The sequence below is a fragment of the Larkinella terrae genome (assembly GCF_009668025.1).
Taxonomy (GTDB): domain Bacteria; phylum Bacteroidota; class Bacteroidia; order Cytophagales; family Spirosomataceae; genus Larkinella; species Larkinella terrae.
The window spans coordinates 912976-932898 of the sequence record NZ_WJXZ01000014.1 but is presented as its reverse complement, the minus strand read 5'-3'; the positions used below and the strand labels follow the sequence as shown (position 1 = coordinate 932898).

The window sequence follows — 19923 nt, the reverse complement described above, 5'->3', positions numbered from 1 at the left end:
AAGCGATTGCTTCTTTTTCAGTCTTCGATCAATATGCCCATTTTCCCCATCCGATAATCGCGGTAAGCTTCCATCACCTCCACCTCATTATTCAGCACAAACGGTCCCTGAGCAATGATTTTCTCGCCAATCGGTTCACCCGTCATCAACAGCACGCGGGTATCTTCGAGCGCTTCGATGGTGATGCCTTCGCCGTCGTTGTCCGGAACCACCATGTACCTTGCATTGACTTGCGTCTGTTCGCCGACGCGCAATTTTCCGTCCAGCAAATACAGAAACGCGTTATGACTGGCGGGCAACGACAGGTAAATTTTGCCGCCGGTTTTCAGGTACAGCGTTGCCGAGTTAATGGGCGTAAACGTCGGAATCGGGCCTTTCAAACCGACCAATTCTCCCGACACGACGTTGATGGTCACTTTCCCATCTTCGCTGACAAACGTGGGCGTTTCTTCTTTCAATAACGGATAATACGTTGGCTGATCCTTCTTGTGCGCCGTGGGCGTATTGACCCACATCTGAATGATTTCCAGCTCTTCGGAAAGCGGGCGTTCGCTGTGCATGATGCCCATTCCGGCGTTCATCCACTGGGTTCCGCCTTCGTACACACTGCGGTCGTTTCCCCGGCTGTCGCGGTGCCGCACGCCCCCCTTGAACACAAAAGTTACCGGCGAAAAACCCCGGTGCGGATGCGGACCAACGCCCGAATGATCCGGATTTTCGTTTTCTTTCAGGAAACTATGCCCGTGATGCAGCAACACGAACGGGTCGAGATAGCTTAACCGACCGGAAGGCAGCGGCTGACGAACCCGGAGTTCACCCATGCTCATCAGCGGAGCAGGTATCAATTGTTGGATGGTGCGTTCGGTTTTCATGAGATAGCAAGTTTAAGAGAATCGGATTTAAAAGTAATTACATTTAATGTATATACATCATTTATGAAAAATTAGTTCATGAATTTCCATTCAACACTTTTACAACCAGAGTCCAAAGCCTAACAGGCTTCACCATAAATAGTCTTGAGTCCGAAGCCCAACGGGCTTCACTACGGATAACCCCCAATAAAATTGGGGGACTTCAAGCAACTACCAAGTGCAGTACCAACCCCGAGGGGGTTGACTTATCTCGCAGCAGTCAACCCCTCCGGGGTTGGTGGCCCGGTTTCTTATCGTGTCTCCCCCAATTTTATTGGGGGTTATCCATAGTCAAGTCCGTTGGAATTGTTGATGACTATTAAAGTCTTGTTGATAACAAGTAGACTTGTTGGGAGCAATTAGTCTTGTTGGTAACAAATAGACTTGTTGGGAGCAACTAAGTTGATAATTTTGATCAGTCCGGCGAATTAAAAACTTGGTCAGAAGCGAAGGAAAGCCTTATTTAGAGATTAACTTGTCGCATTTGAAGAAAAACCGGTCTTCAAAAACCCTGGCTTGTGCTCCGAAGTTTACTTTCTGAATCAATTTCCGATCCCATGATTGAGGATTTATCCGCCCAAGATACATCAACTCCTTCGACTTCCACTCCAACGCCAACCGGCCAAACCGGGGTGCATTACGAAATTTTCGTTCGCGCGTTTTGTGATTCCAACGGCGATGGTATTGGCGACCTGAACGGCGTTACGTCAAAACTCGACTACCTGAAAGACCTCGGCATCTCGGCCATCTGGCTCATGCCCATCAATCCGTCGCCCAGTTATCACATGTACGATGTAACTGATTATTACGGCATTGCCCCCGAATACGGCACGATGGACGATTTCCGGCGGCTGGTCAGCGAAGCGCACCGACGCGGCATGAAGGTCATCCTGGATTTCGTCATCAACCACACCAGCCGTCGGCATCCGTGGTTTGTGGAAGCCTGCAAGGGTAAGGACAATCCGTATCACGACTGGTACGTCTGGATGACGCAGAAAGAGATTGATTCCCTGAACATTGCGACCCGGGAAATAACCGCCGACTCGCAGGAGAAAAACCCCTGGCACCGCGTGCCAGGCGCGCCGTTTTCGGAAAAATACTACGCCCTGTTCTGGAGCGGCATGCCGGATCTGAATTACGATAACCCGAAGGTTCGCGAAGAAATTTACAAAGCCGGAAAATTCTGGCTGACCGACGTCGGCGTCGACGGTTTTCGGCTTGATGCGGCCCGACACATTTATCCGGACTGGGAAGAACCGAAAAATCACCAGTTTTGGGAGGAATTTGGCCAGGTTATGGAAGCGGCCAAACCGGGCGTTTATACCGTGGGCGAAGTCTGGACGCGGGCCGAGCGCATTGCGCCGTATTTCCGGGGATTGAAGGCCAATTTCAATTTCGATCTCAGCCTGGCGTTGCAGGAAATTCCGTACAAGGAGCGGGATACGGCGGAAGTGGTTCAGATGCTGGCGCGCAATCATTCCATTTTTGCGGAGGTCAATCCGAATTTTATCGACGCCATTATGCTGTCCAACCACGACCAAAGCCGGATTGGCAGCCTGTTGAACGGCAACCAGAACCACCTGAAAGTAGCCGCCAATCTGTTACTGACCTTGCCCGGCAATCCGTACGTTTATTACGGGGAAGAAATCGGGATGCTGGGCGCGAAGCCCGATGAGAATATCCGGGAGCCTTTTTTGTGGGATGAAAAAAAGAAGGACAGGGAACGAAGCCGTTGGCGCCGACCTAGCTACTCCACCGATGCAACGGTTATGCCCCTGGCGCAGCAGCAAACCGACCCGGATTCGCTCTACAATCACTATAAGCGGCTGATTCACTTCCGCAACAGTCACCCGGTTTTGAACGACAATCTGAGTAAGCTGGAAGTCAGCGAAATCCGGCAGAAAAACGTGATTGCGTTTACCCGAAAATCGAAAAACCGGTCCGTTCTGGTCATTCATAACCTGACCAAACGCAGGCTGGATGTGGTGCTGTATCCTATCGAAATTGCGGAGGGCAAAAAAATCGTGCTGGATACCGTCGGTGACGCTAAATTTGGGAATGATGGCAACGTTCGGGTTCCGGCATACGGTTGCGTGGTGTTGGAGTAAAAACGTCCCTACTACTTTTCCGGTTGGATTCTTTATTTATTTTATTGTAAACTCAACTACTCATTTACCGGTTAAACCTTGTTACTTATTTTAAAATTAATTCTTTACCTTGTTATGCATTTTATATAAATGTATAACGATGGAAAATATTTACCTAACCAAACGCTATTTTAAAAAACCGGGTTACGCGATTGCCATCTTATTATCCGTCGCTTTCCTTACCTTAGTAATCAACTGGACCTTTTCTTTTGAAAAAAATTGGAGAATTGTATCCAAATATGGCGGAATATTAGGATATATATACGTTGTACTTCGGGGTGGCATTATTCCCGAATTAGCTACGCTGGTTGTTATTCTTTTCTTAATTGACCTCGTCCATACGCTACTTAAAATCGATACCATTCAGCCATCCTGGTCAGCTATTTTACGTTATGAGCTTATTTTTCTGCCAGTTATGCTGCTGGCTTTTTTTATTTTCAATCCGATTACCCAATCCATTCGCTACGTATTGATTAACTTTCCCGTTTATAACTTTTCAACCTATTGGACCGATTACGTCATCGGAACCTATTCTGTGAAGCTGTATTCCATTTACATAATTCCGGTTCTCCTGATCGGCTATATCGCCATAAACCTTTCGCTTCTGAGTGACTTATTGAGCGGTTTTAAGGCAAAAAAAAGACCGAAGTGAAATTTCTGACAAGATCTCCGAATAACGGTTTTACCGATTAAATTAAACTACATCCAACTGGGTTTAAAATCACATTGAATTCGGCTTTTTTCCCGGCTTTAACACCGAATTCCAGAAAAGCACAAGGAATAGAAACCAGAAAAAAACCGGTATAATAGCCCGCGAATAGTCGCCCGAGTAAGTGGCCGACATGAAATCATCCAGCTTTGAATCATACAGAACCCGCAGTTGATCTTTCGGTTTCAGTGCGTCGTATTCATCTTCCGTGATTGGAGCCACCCGCGTGTCGTTCCGGTACTTGAATGTGGCATCGTAAACGTAGAGTTCAAAACCGGTGTTGTTGGTCCCCCGGCCGACGCGGTTCCGGTCAGTTTCCAAAACCGTTACATCCATAGGCTGACCGTTTTTCTTGACGTGCTGGTAATATTGCAGATACACCCAGGTGTCGTAGGTGAAAAACAGGGCGGCAATTCCCAAGACAATGACCAGCATCAATCGGGCGACGGTTTGCAGGAAAGTCCAGCCGGTCAGGTTAACGAGAAAACCGCCGACGAGAAAGAATAAACAAGTGATTACCACCAGAAAACTGACCAGTATTTTGTTCTCCTTGCTGAATCCACTGACCGAACTCCAGTGGATAAACCGCGAGACCATTCGCCCCGGTTTTCGTTCGTAGGCCTGCTGGCGAAACTCGTCGCGTTGCGGGTGGTACAGCAATTTGATCCGGTCGCCCGAACTCACCCAGGCCGTGTCGCGGACAACCCGAACGTTGTAGCTTTTCTGGCGATACGGGACCGTAACGTACGTCACATTGCCAAAAATATCCCGCCAAGAACGTCGTGAAACATCGATATCGGCAACCCGTACTTCCACCACTTTTCCTTCCCTCAGAAACTGACTCTGCACCCGTTCGTCTTCGTAAAAATGCCACAAGACCCAGGCAAACCCACTCAGCAACGCTATCAGCACAAGAGAAATAAAAAACCGGTATAACTTTCCCAGAAAAACAAATACCTCGCGGAGCATAGGGCCGATTCATTGATTGAGTACCGGCTTAAAAATAAAGAAGTTAGCACGAAAGTCAGCCGGTTTGGGCAAATTGCTCCGGACTTCTGTGTAAACGGTCTGTGAAAGGCACTGGCTTCGTTATTCCAACTTTCGGCCCGCAAATCCGAAACAGGATGCCCCCGAATTTGAAAACCGGCGCAGCAAGAACTATCTTTGTCAAACTTTTCCTCCTCATTCGCGCCATGCAACAACTCAGCGTCCGACACCTGCTGGGCATTAAGAACCTGACCGAGAACGACATTCAGTTGATTTTAGGGACGGCTCGCGAGTTCAAAGACGTCATTAACCGACCCATCAAGAAAGTGCCGTCGTTGCGTGACATCACGATTGCCAATGTTTTTTTTGAAAATTCGACCCGCACCCGCCTATCGTTCGAACTGGCCGAAAAGCGGTTATCGGCCGATGTCGTCAATTTTTCGGCTTCGGGCAGTTCGGTGAAAAAAGGCGAAACGTTGCTGGATACCGTCAACAACATTCTGGCCATGAAGGTCGATATGATTGTGATGCGCCACAGCAGCCCCGGCGCCCCGCATTACCTCTCGGACCGGATTCAGGCCAACGTCGTCAACGCGGGCGACGGCACGCACGAACACCCGACGCAGGCGCTGCTCGATTCGTTTTCAATTCAGGACAAACTGGGCGATGTGGCGGGGAAACGCGTCGCGATTATCGGTGACATTCTGCACTCGCGCGTGGCACTGTCGAACATTTTCTGCCTGCAAAAACAGGGCGCAGAAGTGATGGTTTGCGGGCCTACCACGCTGATTCCCAAATACATCAATGAGCTGGGCGTGAAGGTGAGCCACGACGTTCGGGAAGCACTTAACTGGTGCGACGTTGCCAACGTACTCCGGATTCAGCTGGAGCGGCAGCAGATCAAGTATTTCCCGTCGTTGCGCGAATATTCTCTCTATTACGGTATTTCTAAAAAGATGCTGGACGAACTCGACCGACCGATTGTGCTGATGCACCCCGGCCCCATCAACCGGGGCGTCGAGCTAACGTCCGACGCGGCCGATTCGCACCATTCTATTATTCTGGATCAGGTCGAAAACGGCGTGGCCGTCCGGATGGCGGTTTTGTATCTGCTCGCCCAGATGTAATGTACCCACGAACTAAAGTCCGCGAGTAAATTAGGGTTACAGCGAAATCTGCGGACCGATCGCCAGCACGGCTTTGTCGTGGTGGTATTTCTCAACACACTGATTATCAAACAGCATTGTTGCGCCATTGGCCGACGTGTATTTCTGCCAGTTCGGTAGCCCTTTGTGCCCCGGGTTGCCGCTGCGGGCTAAATTAATCCAGGACTGGCTCATTCTGTCGGCCAAATCATAAGCCGCTTTCGTGCCGCCGGTCATTTCTTCACACCGGGCGATGTTGTTCATCACAAACGGAATTTCCATGCAGTGAACGGCCTTGTATCGTCCTTCCAAAACCGGCGACTGCCAGGTAAACAGATACATAAAAACCGGGGCCGGCGAGCTGGCTTTCAGGTCGGCCATTTTAATCGCGCTCCGCCGGAACATGCCATCGATGTCGAGCAGATCCGATGGTTTGGTGTCGGCGGGGTACGCTTTTTTAACGGCGGCTATGTACGCATCCGTCTGGTCGCCGTGCTGTTTTTGCAGCATACTTTTCACCTCTTCCGCCGTCAACGCGTTACTATCGGGTGTACGCAGCGACGTCATAAATTCGTTTTTAGTCGAACCGATCAGCAATGGAACCGTGGCCGAAATGCTTTGTGCCGCCGGATCGGTGGGCTGGTAGGGCAGAAAACTTCCGTCCAACGTGGGTTTCCACATCAATCCAAAAACCGTCAGCGGTTTGCCTTCGGTTTTCAGCTGTTCCTGTACTTTCTGAACCGCTTTCTTTCCGGCAGCAGCCAGTTTTTCGTACGGAACCTTCTGAATATCACCCACATTCGCCGGTTGCAGTTGTAGCTCTTCGAGCACGGCGGCCCCAATCCGCTTTGTAACCGACTGCTCCTGAAAATGCAGGCCTAAACCGCCACTTTGAATGATGGCTTTGTGAAAAAGTCCTTTCGCTGAGGGTGTATAGAGCAGCGTATTGACCTTGCCGCCCCCGCCCGATTGCCCGAAAATGGTAACATTGTTTGGGTCGCCCCCAAAGTTGGCAATGTTGGCCTTCACCCATTCCAAAGCCGCCACCAGATCCATAATGCTGGTGTTGGAAGACGCTTTGTATTTGGCGCCGTAAGCCGATAAATCCAGAAATCCCAGGATATTCAGCCGGTGATTGACGGAAACCAGCACCACATCGCCCTTCTTGCTGATGTTTTCGCCGTCGTATGAGGGCAACTCCTGCGAAGAACCGGCGGTGTGCCCTCCACCGTGCAGCCAGACCATCACCGGGCGTTTTTTCGAATCATTTATTCCCGACGACCAGATATTCAACCGAAGACAATCTTCGCTTGGATAACCCCAATCGTGGTGATACACAAACTCCGATTCGTCCTGAACCGAGGTGGTGGGGTCCATCAGCGGACAAACGGGTCCGTAACTCATCGAACTCCGAACACCCGTCCACGAATCCGGTTTGGTGGGTGCCATAAAGCGTTCGGCTTTGGCGTACGGAATGCCTTTGAATGTTACCGTCCCGTTATGGACGTAACCCCGGACTTTGCCGGACTCAGTTTGCACAACGGCCACCTCTTTTCCGGCCACAATGGGCGCCGTGGTTTCTTTTTTGCCTTGCCCCGCACTCCGAAGAGGCAGGGCAAGGACTGACGCAGCAAACAATAGAACACTGATTTTCATATAGGTTGTAAAAGGGTTAATGCATTTCGAAACCGGTCGGGTGGCCGCTGTGATTTTACGGGATAAGCGTATTAGTGGCTTTCAGGATTTTACTAAAAAACAATACCTGATACGGCAGCGCATTTTCCCAATATTCCCAGGTATGCGCGCCGGGGCGTTCGGTGTAGTCGTGGAGCGTTTTGTTTTCGACCAGTTGGCGGTGCAGGTCCCGGTTTCCTTCGATGAGAAAATCATCCACGCCGATATCGAAAATTAAAGGTAAGTTGTTGGCTTTCAGCCGATCGGCAAGGGTCACCATTGTAAGGCCCGGATACGGCGAATTGCCATCTTTCGGCGGTCCCAGCAAGCGGGCAAGGTTTTCTGCGCGGGATTTGGCGAAATCGGCGGCTACTTTCCAGGTTGCCGTATGGATGTTCATCACTCCGCTCATGCTCCCGGCGGCCGCGTACAACTCCGGATGACGACTCGAAATGAACATTGCACCATGTCCACCCATCGACAAGCCTGCAATGACCCGGCCTTTGCGGTCGCGGATCGTGCGGTAGGTATTGTCAATTTTCTCGACCACTTCTTTCGAAATAAACGTCTCGAACTGACTGCTTTCCACCAGCGGACTATCGAAATAATAGCTGGTCGGATCGCCATCGGGCGTCACAATGATCAGGTTATACTGGTCGGCCAGCCTGTGAAGCAGGGATTTGTCGGGCGTTTTGGTCAGCCAGTCGCGGAAACCGCCCGTGCCGCCGTGGAGCAGGTACAAAACCGGGAAGGCCTGATTTGCTCTCCTCGATTTCTTCTCGCCATAACGTTCCGGAAGGACCACGGCCGCCCGCAAGGTTCGCTTCATGACGGCGCTCTGAATTTCAAGCGTATCGACCTTCGCACCCAACGTCCGAAATGGAATAGCAAGTATGATCAGTAAAACAAAAAGCCGGGCTAATACCATGATTATCTGACAATTAAAAACCGCATTACTTATAAAACCGAACGACCTTTCGGTTTGCAGTGCATCATTGTATCAAAAGTACACAAAGATTCAATGCGTCAAAATTACACATTGATTTTTTTGGAAAATTTCACAATAAAGTATGAGGATTTACTTTCGGGAGATTTGAAATTGGAAGGCGGTTTGATGTCAACTGGCGCAGGTGTACGCCATTTGTGTTATATTTGACAAAAGTCGTTTCCTATGGTTGCCACAATTCAGAAATCCGACCACCTGACACTTCATCCACCTAGTCAATATCAGTTTGACGATGACTATTTTTTTGCCCTGTGTCAGGCCAACCGGGATCTGCGTCTGGAACGTGATGCCGATGGAAACATTATTCTTATGCCCCCCACCGGATCAGAAACAGGACGTTATAATTCAGAGATGTCCGCAGATGTGGTCATCTGGAACCGAAAAAAACAGACCGGTTACGTATTTGACTCGTCGACCGGTTTTACCCTATCCAATTCGGCGATTCGGTCGCCGGACGTATCCTGGATTCAGAAAAACCGTTGGAACCAATTACCGGAAGCCAAACGGGAGAAATTTGCCCCCATCTGCCCAGATTTTGTCATCGAAATCCGGTCAAAAAAAGATTCCATTCGGGAGCTTAAAGCCAAGATGGAAGAATACCGTGAAAATGGCTGCCGACTCGGCTGGCTTATCGATCGGATTGATAAAACCGTAACTATTTATCGGGAAAACGGTTCCATCGAAATTCGGACGGGCGAGCGGTTGACGCTTTCGGGCGAAGCGGTTTTGGAGGGCTTTGAGATGGAGGTGATTTTGTAAAATTTCCGTCTCTACTCAATCTGAGACCATTCTTTTTCTCATTTTTGAGGGAAATTACGCCTTTACCTTATAACTTCAAAAACCGTACATGTTTAAATGCCTCCTTTTGGGCTTCCTGCTCACCGCGCAGGTTGCTTTTGCCCAATCGCCCGCCCAGACTTTTACCACCGCCAAATCCCCCGCCGATGCCGGTTTTTCGGCCGACCGACTGAAACGCCTGGACAACTATTTGCAGGATTTCGTGGACAAAGGGCTGGCTCCCAATGCCGTCACATTCGTGGCCCGAAACGGCAAAATTGTTCATTACAAAGCCTTCGGGTACAGCAATTTAGAAAAGAAAACCCCGCTCAAACGCGACGATATTTACCGAATCGCCTCCCAGTCGAAAGCCGTGGTGACGGTGGCACTAATGACGTTATTCGAGGAAGAAAAATTTCTGCTCGACGACCCAATTTCCAAGTACATTCCGGCTTTCAAAAATCCACGGGTACTGGTCAGTTCGGACAAAGAGAAAGGGACGTACGAAACCCGGCCCGCCAAACGGGACATCACTGTCCGGCATCTGCTGAGCCACAACGCCGGTATTCCGTACGAACACCCGCTCGACCAGCGCCCTGAGTTTAAAGTGCCGTTTTTCAATTCGTTACAGCCCGATAAACTGGAAGAGGTCGTCAACCGGATTGCCGCCCGACCGCTTACCAAAGATCCTGGGGAAGAGTTTGTCTATGGGCTTAACACCGACATCATTGGCCGCCTGGTCGAAATTCTGTCCGGAAAACCGCTGGACGTTGCTCTGCGGGAACGCGTTCTGGAACCGATCGGCATGAACGACACCTACTTTTACCTGCCCGCCAGCAAAGCCAGCCGCCTGGTTGAACTGTACTCTAAAAGCAATGCCGAAAAACCGCTCAGTCTCCACGAAAACAATTCCTATCGGTCGTTCGCGGTGGAAGGCGCCAAAACGTATTTTTCGGGTGGAGCCGGTTTGGTGAGTACGGTGGAAGACTACGCCAAATTCTGCCAGATGATGCTCAACGGCGGCACCTTTAACAACAAGCGGATTCTGGGTCGAAAAACCGTGGAGATGATGCTGCGAAACCAGATCGGCGAGTCAAAAACCAGTGCTTACAATGACAAGTTCGGACTTGGTTTTCAGCTTGTTACACCAGAGAGTAGCTATGGCGATGAAACAAGTCCGGGATCGTTTGGGTGGGGTGGCATGTACTGTTCTGAATACACCATCGACCCCAAGGAAAACCTGGTTCTGCTGATTTTCACCAACGTACAGCCCTACGCCCATTCAACCGAGTTTCGGCGAAAATTCAAAGTCGCAGTTTATCAGGCGCTGGAATAATTTCGCTTAGAATGAACAATGAATGTAAGCCTGATCGCTATGCTTATTTAATGCTGTGTTCATTGTTCATTATTCATTATTCATTTCTCAAGCAACCTCTTTCTCCCACTCCACTTTATACGAAAGCACTTCTTCCGAGGCTTTCGCGCCTAGTTTGATGAAAAACGGCAGGACCAGATCGCGGAACCAGATGGCCACGGGATTCGAAACCATTTTCCCGTTGCCGGTGCGCCGGGCCTGGCGGACAATTTTCTCCACCCGCTCCTTGCGCAGGTGCTCGAAACGCGCAAAGGCATGCTCGACCTTCAGCGAATCGCGCAGACACTGGGCCAGCACCGCGGCATCTTCCAGCGCCATCGACGCCCCCTGACCGGAATGCGGGGAAGTCGCGTGGGCGGCATCGCCAATCAGGCAAACCAGCCCTTTGTGCCAGGTCGGCAGCGACGGCATGTCATACACCGGCCATTTGCCGATTTCACCCGGCGTCGATTCAATGATTTCCAGAATGTGAGCCGGATCGTGGCGGTGATTTTGAAGCAGGCGCTGCCGCCAGCCATCGGCCGAAATGGCGTTCAGTTCGTTGCGCTTCGGCTCTTTGGGCCAGGCGACGTTGCTGAACCAGTATACTTCGCCATCCGGTTTCGCGATGTAACCGAAAAAGGCTTTTTTCCCGAATATCATCTGCATGGCTCCGGAAGTCGACAGTCCGGATGGCAACTGGGCAAATCCGCCACAATCGACCATGCCCGTGTAGGCCGGTTGGGGCGCATTCGGAAAAACCAGTTGGCGGGTTCGGGAATGAATGCCATCGCAGCCGATCAGGAAATTCCCTTCGGCCGCAGAATTGTCTTCAAATTGAGCCGTAATGCCCTGAAAACCATTTAGCTGAATATTCCTGAGCTTTTTCCCGAAACGCACCGGAATGCCCCGGCGGATCGCTTCGTCGCGCAAAATCTGATGCAACTGCCCCCGCTTGATCATAACGTTGCGGCTGCCAAACCGCTGCTCCTCATCGCTGCTTTCCAGTTGAGCCAGCTGTTTTCCGTCGCCGTTGAAAAAATCCATTCCCTCCGAATGAAAACCGTCGGCTTCCAGCAGGTGGTCGATGTCAAGGTTTTTCAATACATTGACGCCGTTGGGTGCCAGGTTCAGAAACGCGCCCGCTTCATCCATCCCGGCGGGTTGCGCTTCGTAAATCTCGGATTCGATTCCTACCTGCTGCAAAAAAAGGGCCATTACCGGACCGGCAATGCCGCAACCAATGATGAGGGCTTTCTGGGGCGTAGTCATGTCTCGTGCTGTCTGGGTTGATAGCTCAAAAGTAGAACGACAGCCCGATCAATGCCCATTGTTTTTCGTGAACCGTCGCATTTGGGCGACGAGCCTCCGATTCAACCCGACCGAGTGGGAAAGAGTTAAGAGTTATGAATTGGCTGACGCATTTAACTCATAACTCTTAATGGCTGTCTGAAATTCAGGATTTTCCTTATTTCGGTCTGCCCCCAACCCCCTAAAGGGGGCTTAAATATCCAGATTTGAGAGCTCCCTTTAGGGGGTTGGGGGCAAGAAGACAGTCTCTCAAACAAACGCCACTACGTCGATTTCGACCAGGTAATCGGGATTGCCTAATCCGGAGACGAAAGGCACGGAGATGGTTGGGGCGGTTTTCAGGAATTTCTGCGATGCGGCAAAACCCGCCCGGATGTCCTGTCCCTGAACCACGTAAATGGTCATTTTGACCACATGATCCCAAGTGGCCCCGCAGGCTTCCAGAGCGGTCTGGACATTCTTGAGCACCTGCTCGGTTTGTGCGGCCAGGTCGCCTTTGCCCACCAGTTCGCCTTTTTCGTTGACGGCATTTTGTCCGCCGATGTAGATGGTTTTTCCACTGCCTTCCGTGATGATGGCCTGCGAAAACGCCGGGCTTTTCATCATTCCGTCCGGATTAACGCGCTGAATTTTGCTCATGCTACTGAGTTTTTTGGTGTGAGAAACGGATGCTATCCTTTGATTAACCCGTCTATTAGGCTACAGTTTATAAAAAATCAGTAACTTACCCGTCAATCGCTACCATCCGTTCCTATGAAGAAGCTTGCGCTGCTCTTTCTCACATTTTGGCTGGCTTCCGCGGCAATGGCCCAGATTCCGGCACTCATCGATCGGCAACTGATTTTCGGCGATCCGGAAATTACCGGTGCCCAGCTTTCGCCCGATGGTGCCTACATGTCGTTCATCAAACCGTATAAAGGAACCCGCAACATCTGGGTTAAAAAGCGCGATGATCCGTTTACGTCGGCCAAACCGATGACCGCCGACACGCTGCGTCCCATCCGCGATTATTTCTGGTCGCGCAACGGCAAATTCCTGCTTTTTTCGCAGGATAAAGGAGGTGACGAAAACTTCAATGTATACGCCGTCGATCCGTCCGAAGCGCTAAAAACCGGTCAGGATGTGCCCACAGCCCGGGATCTGACGAATCTGAAAGGGGTTCGGGTGCTGATATACCGGGCTCCCAAAACGGATCCAAACTCCTTGTATGTGGGCCTGAACGATCGCGACAAAGCCTGGCACGACCTCTACAAACTGAATCTGACCACCGGTGAAAAAACGCTCGTCCGCAAGAACACCGAACATATTTCGGGCTGGTTTTTCGACTGGGACGACAAACTCCGGCTAGCCACCAGCACGGCGGCCGACGGCAGTTCGGAAATTCTGCGCGTCGATGATGCCGGGATGACCAAAATTTATTCCTCTTCCATTAATGAAACCAGTTATCCGGTTGGTTTTCACAAAGATAACCAGCGGTTTTACCTCGTTACCAACAAGGACAAAAATGATCTTCAGAAGCTGATTCTGCTCAATCCGGTTACGCTGAAAGAACAATCGGTTGAATCCGATCCGCTGAAAAAGGTGGATTTTGGGGGTATTGCCATTTCCGAAGTTACCAAAGAGCCTATTTTTACAACTTATACGGACGACCGACTGCGCCGGTACTGGAAGGACAAGGTCTTTGAGAAAGATTTTCAGTTCATTCTTCGGGAGTTGCCGGGCGTAGACATCTATTTTGGCTCTTCCACGAACGACGAACAATACTGGTTGCTTTCGGCCACGAGCGACACGGACCCCGGGGCAACCTTTCTGTTCGACCGCAAAACCAAGGAATTGACGTTTCAATACCGCCCCCGCCCCAAACTGCCGATCAACGATCTGGCGCGCATGGAAGCAGTTCGTTACAAATCGTCGGACGGGCTGGAAATCCCGGCTTTTCTGACGCTGCCCAAAGGCCGTGATCCCCGAAATCTGCCGGTGGTGATCTTCCCGCATGGCGGACCCTGGGGCCGTGATGTCTGGGGTTACAATGCGTACCACCAGTTTCTGGCGAACCGCGGCTATGCGGTTTTGTCGATGAATTTCCGGGCCTCTACCGGTTACGGCAAAGCCTTTCTGAACGCGGGCAACAAGCAGTGGGGCGAAAAAATGCAGGACGACATTACCTGGGGCGTCAAATATTTGATCGATCAGGGCATTGCTGATCCGAAGCGTGTCGGCATCATGGGCGGTTCGTACGGCGGTTATGCCACGCTGGCCGGCCTGGCTTTCACGCCCGATGTTTACGCGGCCGGGGTCGCCATTGTTGCACCTTCCAACATCATCACGCTCCTGAACTCCATTCCGCCCTATTGGGAATCCGAACGCAAACGCCTGTATGAACGGATGGCCGACCCCAACACACCCGAAGGCAAAGCGCAGTTGATGAAACAGTCGCCCTTGTTTTCGGCGGATAAGATCAAATCGCCGTTGCTGGTGGTGCAGGGTGCCAACGATCCGCGCGTCAACAAAGCCGAGTCCGACCAGATCGTGATTGCCCTCCGCGAGCGCGGTTTCCCGGTCGAGTACCTGTGCGCACCCGACGAAGGACACGGTTTTCAGCGGCCCGTCAACAACATGGCCATGCTGGCGATGGCGGAGAAATTTCTGGCCAAACACCTCGGCGGCCGTTACCAGGAATCCATGCCAGAAAACGTCGCCAAACGCCTGAAGGAAATTACCGTAGACGTAAAAACCGTTCAACTGGCCGACAAAAAACCCTGACAGCGGCCAAAGGCCCTGTCAGCGGTTGAAGCCCGATCAGCGGTTAGAAGCCCGATCAGCGGTCGAAGCCCTGTCAGCGATTGAAGCCCCATCAGCGGTTTCTCGTTTTACACTACTATTTAAATTTTATGCCTCGCCAAAGCGAGGCTTTTTTATAGTTCAAACCCGCACAACCCGTGCGAAACCGCACACTTTAGAAAACCAAGCAAACGCATAATCAACTCAAATTCAATTAGTTAACCACTGGCACACCATTTGAATTACCTCTGTCAAGGTAAAACAACAAATGGACAGAGAACTAGCCCCCGAAATCGTCAGACAAAGCCGGACCAAAAACTACCTCATTGCGGTCATCGCATTGATCGTTGTTCTGGTCGCCATTTACTTCTTCCGAAATGTCCTGAAAACCTCCATCGAAGCGTCGCGGATCCGGACCGCAACGGCGGAACTTGGCCCAGTCGAGAATTCACTGAATGCAACCGGCGAAGTCATTCCGGCTTACGAGCAAATCATCACCAGCCCCATCCGGGCCAGCATCCGGCGCGTGCTGCTGACACCCGGCACCCAGATCAAACCCGGTCAGGCCATTCTGGATATGGACAAATCCATGACCATCATCGATTTCGAAAAAATGCAGGATCAACTGGCGCTCAAACGCAACAGCATTGAGCAGCAGCGGATGAAGCTGGACAAAAACCTGTTCGATGCCGAAGCGGATGATAAGATCAAATCTCTCAACATCAACCGGTTAAAAGCCGAACTGGAAGATACCCGGCGGTTGCAAAAAGTGGGTGGTCGGACCCAGGAGGACGTCACCCGGGCCGAAAATAACCTCCGCATTGCCGAACTGGAAAAAACCAAGCTGGAAAACGATCTCTCGTACAACCGGCAGTCGATGGGCGCCAGTCTGAAAGAGACGATCCTGCAGGCCCAGATCGAAGAGAAAAATCTGAAAGAACTGGATCACAAACTAAAACAGGCCAACATCGTTGCCGACCGGCCCGGCGTGCTGACCTGGGTCAACGAAAACATCGGATCGGCGGTCAACGAGGGTGAAATTCTGGCGAAATTAGCCGATTTGGGCAGTTTTCGGATCGAAGGCTCGTGCTCCGATATTTACGCCGATCAGGTCAAAGCCGGTTTGCCGGTCATCGTCAAAGTAAACGAAATCAATTTACGCGGTCTGATTACACAGGTAAAACCGTCGGTGAAAAACGGCGTCGTGCAATTCGTGGTGCAACTGGACAACAATCACCACGCATCGCTGCGGCCCAACATGAAAGTGGAGGTCTTTGTGGTCACGAATCGCACCGCCAAAGCCGTTCGGGTTGCGAATGGTCCGGCGTTCAAGGGCAAGAAAGTGCAATACGTTTATGTGCTCAACGACAAAGGCGTCGCCCAACGTCGGGAAATTCAAACCGGTTTATCCAACTTCGATTACGTGGAGGTGAAAAGCGGCATCCAGCCCGGCGAAAAAGTTATCCTCACTGATTTGAGCGAATTTGAGCATTTGGAGGAAATTACGATAGACAACGGCTCTAATGAATAAGGAAAAATTACCAATGAAAAATGTGTTCTTATTCATTTTGTTGTTGAATGCCTCTATTGCTTATGCGCAGCCCCAGCAATTTACACTGGAGGATGTGGTGCAGATGGCGAAAACGCAGTCGATTGCGGGGAAACAGGCAGCTACGCAGAAGCAAACGAGTTACTGGCAATACCGTACTTTTCTAGCCGGTTTCAAGCCGCAGCTGAGCCTGAACGGTTCGCTGCCGAACTTTCAGCGGTCGTTCACACAGGTCACGCAGCCGGACGGTACGATCAGTTTTCAGCCCATTTCCAACAACAATTCCATTCTGAATCTGGCGCTGACGCAAAACATTGCGCTGACGGGCGGGTCGGTTTTCGTGCAGAAACAGATCCAGCGGTTTGATGATTTTCAGCGCGATAACCGGTTATACAACGGAATTCCGTTTGCCGTCGGAATCACCCAGCCGCTGTTCCAGTTCAACGCCATGAAGTGGGACCGAAAAATTGAGCCGTTGAAATACGAGGAAAGCACGCAGTTTTTTATCGAGTCGATGGAAAAAGTAACGGTTTTGGCAACGGGCTATTATTTTGACTTGCTGGTGGCCCAGGTGAATTTGCAGATTGCCGAAAAAAACCTGAGCAACAGCGACACGCTCTACAAAATTGCCCAACACAAACTCGAGCTCGGCAAGATTTCCCAAAACGATATTTTGCAGTTGCAAATGAGCGTTTTAACGGCCAAAAAAGAATACGCATCGGCCCGCCAGAACGCAGAAACCGCTTCCCTGAGTTTGCGTTCGTATATTGGGTATCGTGACGACCGGAAGCTTGAATTAGTGGTTCCGGTGCAGATCAGAGAGCTGAGTATCAATGTGGAAAGCGCCATTAAAGAGGCATTCAGCAACCGCTCCGACGCCATTGCGTTCCGGCGGAGAGCCCTGGAAGCCCAGCGCGATGTCGATAAAGCCCGCAAAGACAACGGCCTGAACGCGACCGTCCAGGCGGCTTTTGGGTTGTCGAACCGGGGCGCCAATCTGGGGGATATTTATATTCGTCCCCAGGACCGGGAATACCTGGAAATTCAGTTTGTGCTACCCATCATGACCTGGGGCCGCGCGCAGGCTCGTACTGAAACCGCCAAAGCCAATCAGCAACTGACCCGGCAGTCGGTGGAGCAGGATAAACTGACGTTTGAACAGGCCATTTACACCCAGGTAACGCTGTTGCAAATGCTCCAGCAACAGGTAAAACTCACCGCCGAAGCCGATGGAATTGGTCAGCAACGGTACCAGATTGCCCAGAACCGCTTCATTCTGAGCGATTTGAGCGTAACCGATCTGGGCATTGCGATGCAGGAAAAAGACCGCGCCCGGCGCGACGCCATTCTGGCCTTACGCGATTACTGGACAGCTTTTTACACCATTCGTCTGCTGACTTTGTACGATTTTGAACGGAATGAAAAGATACACCCCTAAATCCCCTAAAGGGGACTAGGACGCAATAGCTGGATACAAAAGTCCCCTTTAGGAGATTTAGGGGCAAAACAAAAAATCAAATACTAACATGATCAACCTCACAAACATCGAAAAAGTGTACCGCACCAGCAGCATCGAGACGCTGGCGCTGAACAACATCAACCTGAACATCCACAAGGGCGAATTCGTCTCGATCATGGGGCCGTCGGGCTGTGGCAAATCGACGCTGCTCAACATCATGGGCCTGCTCGACGAACCGTCGAAAGGAACCGTCGAACTGGACGGGCAGCGGGTGGCGTCGTACCGCGACAAGGAGCTGGCGCACCTGCGGAATCAGAAGATCGGTTTTATCTTCCAGAGTTTCCACCTGATCAACGATCTGTCGGTGGTCGATAATGTGGAAATTCCGCTGCTTTACCGCTCGACCAACGGAAAACCGCGTCAGGCTTACGCCAAGGAAGCGCTGGAGAAAGTGGGGTTGAGCAACCGTACCAAGCACTTTCCAAAGCAATTGTCGGGTGGACAGAAACAGCGCGTGGCCATCGCCCGCGCCATTGTCGGCAAACCGGAAATCATCCTGGCCGACGAACCGACCGGTAACCTCGACAGCGCGATGGGCAACGAAATCATGAACATTCTGCAAAGCCTCAACAACGAAGGCGCCACGATCGTAATGGTTACCCACGACGAAAGCATGGCCAAACGCACGCACCGACTCATCCGCCTTTTCGACGGCACGCAGGTGCAATGAATTGCGAATGAGCGAATGAGTGATTGAGTGAATAGATTAAAAATCACGCTTTTCTATTTACTCAGTCAACCATCCACTCAATCACTAATTCACTAATTCACTCAATAGACATGCTATCAAACTACATAAAAATCGCCTGGAAGGTGTTGCTGCGGCATCCGTTTTACACCTTCATTACGCTCTTTGGCATCAGCCTGACCCTAACGGTGCTGATGGTGCTGACGTCGTTTCTGGACCACCTGTTCGGAACGCATTACCCGGAAACCAAGCGCGACCGGTCCCTCTACGTCATGCAAATGATGCAAATGGATTCAGGTCGGACGTCCCGGAATTCGGGGCCGATGAGCTTCAGGTTTCTGACGGAATACGCCAAATCGCTGAAAACCGTCGAGCGGGTTACGATCTGCACCTTCGTCAATAGCTCCAACGCCTACGTCGGTTCGCAGAAAATCAAGCTGAACACCAAATTTACCGACGCCGATTTCTGGGAAGTGACCGACTTCGACTTTCTGGAAGGCAAACCGTATAACGACCAGAATATTGCCAACAGCGACCAGATCGTCGTGATTACCGACGACTTCAAAAAGCATTATTTCGGAAATACAAACGAGTCGGTGATTGGTAAAGACGTTGAAATTGAGAACCTTCACTACCGGGTTATTGGGGTCGTGAAAGGAAGTCCCGTGACGCGGCCGTTCACCTACGCTGACGTCTATTATCCGTATACCGCCCCCAAAAGCAACTACCAGCGAACCGGTATGCGGGGCAATTATGTAGCGATTTTACTCGCGAAAAAGAAGTCCGACCTAAAAACCGTGCAGGCTGAATTCCAGAGTCACATCGCCCGAATCCCGCTGCCGGGCGTTCAGGATGGCTTCAAGTTTGCGGTTCTGGAAGTGAAAAGCGAACCCTATCTGGAGAACTTCCTCGGAACGCTCATGGATGGAAACAAGGGGATAAAAACCGTCTTTTTCGGCGTCCTTGCGTTCATTATGCTGATGCTCATGGGCCTTCCGGCGATTAACCTGGTGAATGTCAATGTCAGCCGGATTATGGAACGGGCGTCGGAAATCGGCATTCGGAAAGCCTTCGGTGCGCCAATCCGAACCCTGATGTGGCAGTTCATCATCGAAAACATTTTCATCACGTTCCTCGGCGGAGGCATCGCCCTCATCCTGACGTTGATCGTGATCCAGCTCATCAACAGCAGTGGCATGATTGCCTACGCCGACCTGACCATCAACGTCAACGTGTTCTTAATCAGCCTGCTGGTGTGTCTGGTCTTCGGACTTCTGTCGGGCGTTGTGCCCGCCCTGCGCATGTCAAAACTCAACATTGCGGAAGCGCTCAAATCTTAATGAGTGATTGAGTGAATAGCGATTG

Annotated in this window: 16 protein-coding genes; 10 read left to right on the top strand and 6 right to left on the bottom strand. The window is 51.0% G+C overall.

The window, feature by feature from the left end; genetic code table 11:
• Window positions 1-17: 17 nt before the first annotated feature.
• Window positions 18-872 (bottom strand): pirin family protein, encoded by an 855-nt coding sequence (locus GJJ30_RS25560; protein WP_154178003.1) that lies wholly within the window; start codon window positions 870-872, stop codon window positions 18-20.
• 596 nt (window positions 873-1468) lie between these two features.
• Here GJJ30_RS25560 and GJJ30_RS25555 point away from each other — a divergent pair.
• Window positions 1469-3019, top strand: coding sequence for an alpha-amylase family glycosyl hydrolase (locus GJJ30_RS25555; RefSeq protein WP_154178002.1), 1551 nt, complete (start codon window positions 1469-1471; stop codon window positions 3017-3019).
• A gap of 139 nt (window positions 3020-3158) precedes the next feature.
• Window positions 3159-3710: a hypothetical protein gene (locus GJJ30_RS25550; protein WP_154178001.1), complete on the top strand. Its 552-nt coding sequence runs from the start codon at window positions 3159-3161 to the stop codon at window positions 3708-3710.
• Window positions 3711-3779: 69 nt separating this feature from the next.
• On the opposite strand, the gene GJJ30_RS25545 is transcribed toward GJJ30_RS25550, so the two are convergent.
• The gene (locus GJJ30_RS25545; RefSeq protein WP_154178000.1) at window positions 3780-4736 is read right to left on the bottom strand and encodes a hypothetical protein; all 957 of its coding nucleotides are present in this window, start codon (window positions 4734-4736) and stop codon (window positions 3780-3782) included.
• 224 nt (window positions 4737-4960) lie between these two features.
• Here GJJ30_RS25545 and GJJ30_RS25540 point away from each other — a divergent pair, with 224 nt between their 5' ends.
• Complete coding sequence (locus GJJ30_RS25540; protein ID WP_154177999.1) at window positions 4961-5881, top strand: aspartate carbamoyltransferase catalytic subunit; 921 nt, start codon at window positions 4961-4963, stop codon at window positions 5879-5881.
• Window positions 5882-5917: 36 nt separating this feature from the next.
• Here the strand turns inward: GJJ30_RS25540 and GJJ30_RS25535 are convergent, their stop codons facing one another.
• Both GJJ30_RS25535 and GJJ30_RS25530 read right to left on the bottom strand, forming a co-directional pair.
• Complete coding sequence (locus GJJ30_RS25535) at window positions 5918-7555, bottom strand: carboxylesterase/lipase family protein (RefSeq protein ID WP_154177998.1); 1638 nt, start codon at window positions 7553-7555, stop codon at window positions 5918-5920.
• A 55-nt stretch (window positions 7556-7610) separates the two neighbouring features.
• Entirely contained in the window at window positions 7611-8501 is an 891-nt protein-coding gene (locus tag GJJ30_RS25530) for an alpha/beta hydrolase (protein WP_154177997.1), read from the bottom strand.
• Window positions 8502-8744: 243 nt separating this feature from the next.
• Between GJJ30_RS25530 and GJJ30_RS25525 the strand changes: the two genes are divergently transcribed.
• Window positions 8745-9338 carry a Uma2 family endonuclease gene (locus GJJ30_RS25525; protein WP_154177996.1) on the top strand — a complete coding sequence of 198 codons (594 nt, stop codon included), beginning with the start codon at window positions 8745-8747 and terminating at the stop codon, window positions 9336-9338.
• A gap of 88 nt (window positions 9339-9426) precedes the next feature.
• Complete coding sequence (locus GJJ30_RS25520; RefSeq protein ID WP_154177995.1) at window positions 9427-10692, top strand: serine hydrolase domain-containing protein; 1266 nt, start codon at window positions 9427-9429, stop codon at window positions 10690-10692.
• Between the two features lie 87 nt (window positions 10693-10779).
• Here the strand turns inward: GJJ30_RS25520 and GJJ30_RS25515 are convergent, their stop codons facing one another.
• Complete coding sequence (locus GJJ30_RS25515) at window positions 10780-11982, bottom strand: FAD-dependent oxidoreductase (protein ID WP_154177994.1); 1203 nt, start codon at window positions 11980-11982, stop codon at window positions 10780-10782.
• A 288-nt stretch (window positions 11983-12270) separates the two neighbouring features.
• Window positions 12271-12660 carry a RidA family protein gene (locus tag GJJ30_RS25510; protein WP_229313415.1) on the bottom strand — a complete coding sequence of 130 codons (390 nt, stop codon included), beginning with the start codon at window positions 12658-12660 and terminating at the stop codon, window positions 12271-12273.
• 114 nt (window positions 12661-12774) lie between these two features.
• Here GJJ30_RS25510 and GJJ30_RS25505 point away from each other — a divergent pair, with 114 nt between their 5' ends.
• From GJJ30_RS25505 to GJJ30_RS25485, 5 genes are all read left to right on the top strand, one after another.
• Window positions 12775-14784 carry a S9 family peptidase gene (locus GJJ30_RS25505; protein ID WP_154177993.1) on the top strand — a complete coding sequence of 670 codons (2010 nt, stop codon included), beginning with the start codon at window positions 12775-12777 and terminating at the stop codon, window positions 14782-14784.
• A gap of 286 nt (window positions 14785-15070) precedes the next feature.
• A complete protein-coding gene (locus GJJ30_RS25500; protein WP_154177992.1) occupies window positions 15071-16333 on the top strand; it encodes an efflux RND transporter periplasmic adaptor subunit in 1263 nt (420 codons plus the stop codon).
• A 13-nt stretch (window positions 16334-16346) separates the two neighbouring features.
• Entirely contained in the window at window positions 16347-17789 is a 1443-nt protein-coding gene (locus tag GJJ30_RS25495; RefSeq protein ID WP_154177991.1) for a TolC family protein, read from the top strand.
• An 88-nt stretch (window positions 17790-17877) separates the two neighbouring features.
• The gene (locus GJJ30_RS25490) at window positions 17878-18540 is read left to right on the top strand and encodes an ABC transporter ATP-binding protein (protein WP_154177990.1); all 663 of its coding nucleotides are present in this window, start codon (window positions 17878-17880) and stop codon (window positions 18538-18540) included.
• Window positions 18541-18650: 110 nt separating this feature from the next.
• On the top strand, window positions 18651-19898 hold the full coding sequence (locus GJJ30_RS25485) for an ABC transporter permease (protein ID WP_154177989.1): 1248 nt from the start codon (window positions 18651-18653) through the stop codon (window positions 19896-19898).
• The last annotated feature ends 25 nt before the right edge of the window (window positions 19899-19923 follow it).

Coding starts and splice junctions, on each gene's coding strand:
- GJJ30_RS25560 (WP_154178003.1), bottom strand. CDS start 872: ATGAAAACCGAACGCACCATCCAACAATTGATACCTGCTCCGCTGATG.
- GJJ30_RS25555 (WP_154178002.1), top strand. CDS start 1,469: ATGATTGAGGATTTATCCGCCCAAGATACATCAACTCCTTCGACTTCC.
- GJJ30_RS25550 (WP_154178001.1), top strand. CDS start 3,159: ATGGAAAATATTTACCTAACCAAACGCTATTTTAAAAAACCGGGTTAC.
- GJJ30_RS25545 (WP_154178000.1), bottom strand. CDS start 4,736: ATGCTCCGCGAGGTATTTGTTTTTCTGGGAAAGTTATACCGGTTTTTT.
- GJJ30_RS25540 (WP_154177999.1), top strand. CDS start 4,961: ATGCAACAACTCAGCGTCCGACACCTGCTGGGCATTAAGAACCTGACC.
- GJJ30_RS25535 (WP_154177998.1), bottom strand. CDS start 7,555: ATGAAAATCAGTGTTCTATTGTTTGCTGCGTCAGTCCTTGCCCTGCCT.
- GJJ30_RS25530 (WP_154177997.1), bottom strand. CDS start 8,501: ATGGTATTAGCCCGGCTTTTTGTTTTACTGATCATACTTGCTATTCCA.
- GJJ30_RS25525 (WP_154177996.1), top strand. CDS start 8,745: ATGGTTGCCACAATTCAGAAATCCGACCACCTGACACTTCATCCACCT.
- GJJ30_RS25520 (WP_154177995.1), top strand. CDS start 9,427: ATGTTTAAATGCCTCCTTTTGGGCTTCCTGCTCACCGCGCAGGTTGCT.
- GJJ30_RS25515 (WP_154177994.1), bottom strand. CDS start 11,982: ATGACTACGCCCCAGAAAGCCCTCATCATTGGTTGCGGCATTGCCGGT.
- GJJ30_RS25510 (WP_229313415.1), bottom strand. CDS start 12,660: ATGAGCAAAATTCAGCGCGTTAATCCGGACGGAATGATGAAAAGCCCG.
- GJJ30_RS25505 (WP_154177993.1), top strand. CDS start 12,775: ATGAAGAAGCTTGCGCTGCTCTTTCTCACATTTTGGCTGGCTTCCGCG.
- GJJ30_RS25500 (WP_154177992.1), top strand. CDS start 15,071: ATGGACAGAGAACTAGCCCCCGAAATCGTCAGACAAAGCCGGACCAAA.
- GJJ30_RS25495 (WP_154177991.1), top strand. CDS start 16,347: ATGAAAAATGTGTTCTTATTCATTTTGTTGTTGAATGCCTCTATTGCT.
- GJJ30_RS25490 (WP_154177990.1), top strand. CDS start 17,878: ATGATCAACCTCACAAACATCGAAAAAGTGTACCGCACCAGCAGCATC.
- GJJ30_RS25485 (WP_154177989.1), top strand. CDS start 18,651: ATGCTATCAAACTACATAAAAATCGCCTGGAAGGTGTTGCTGCGGCAT.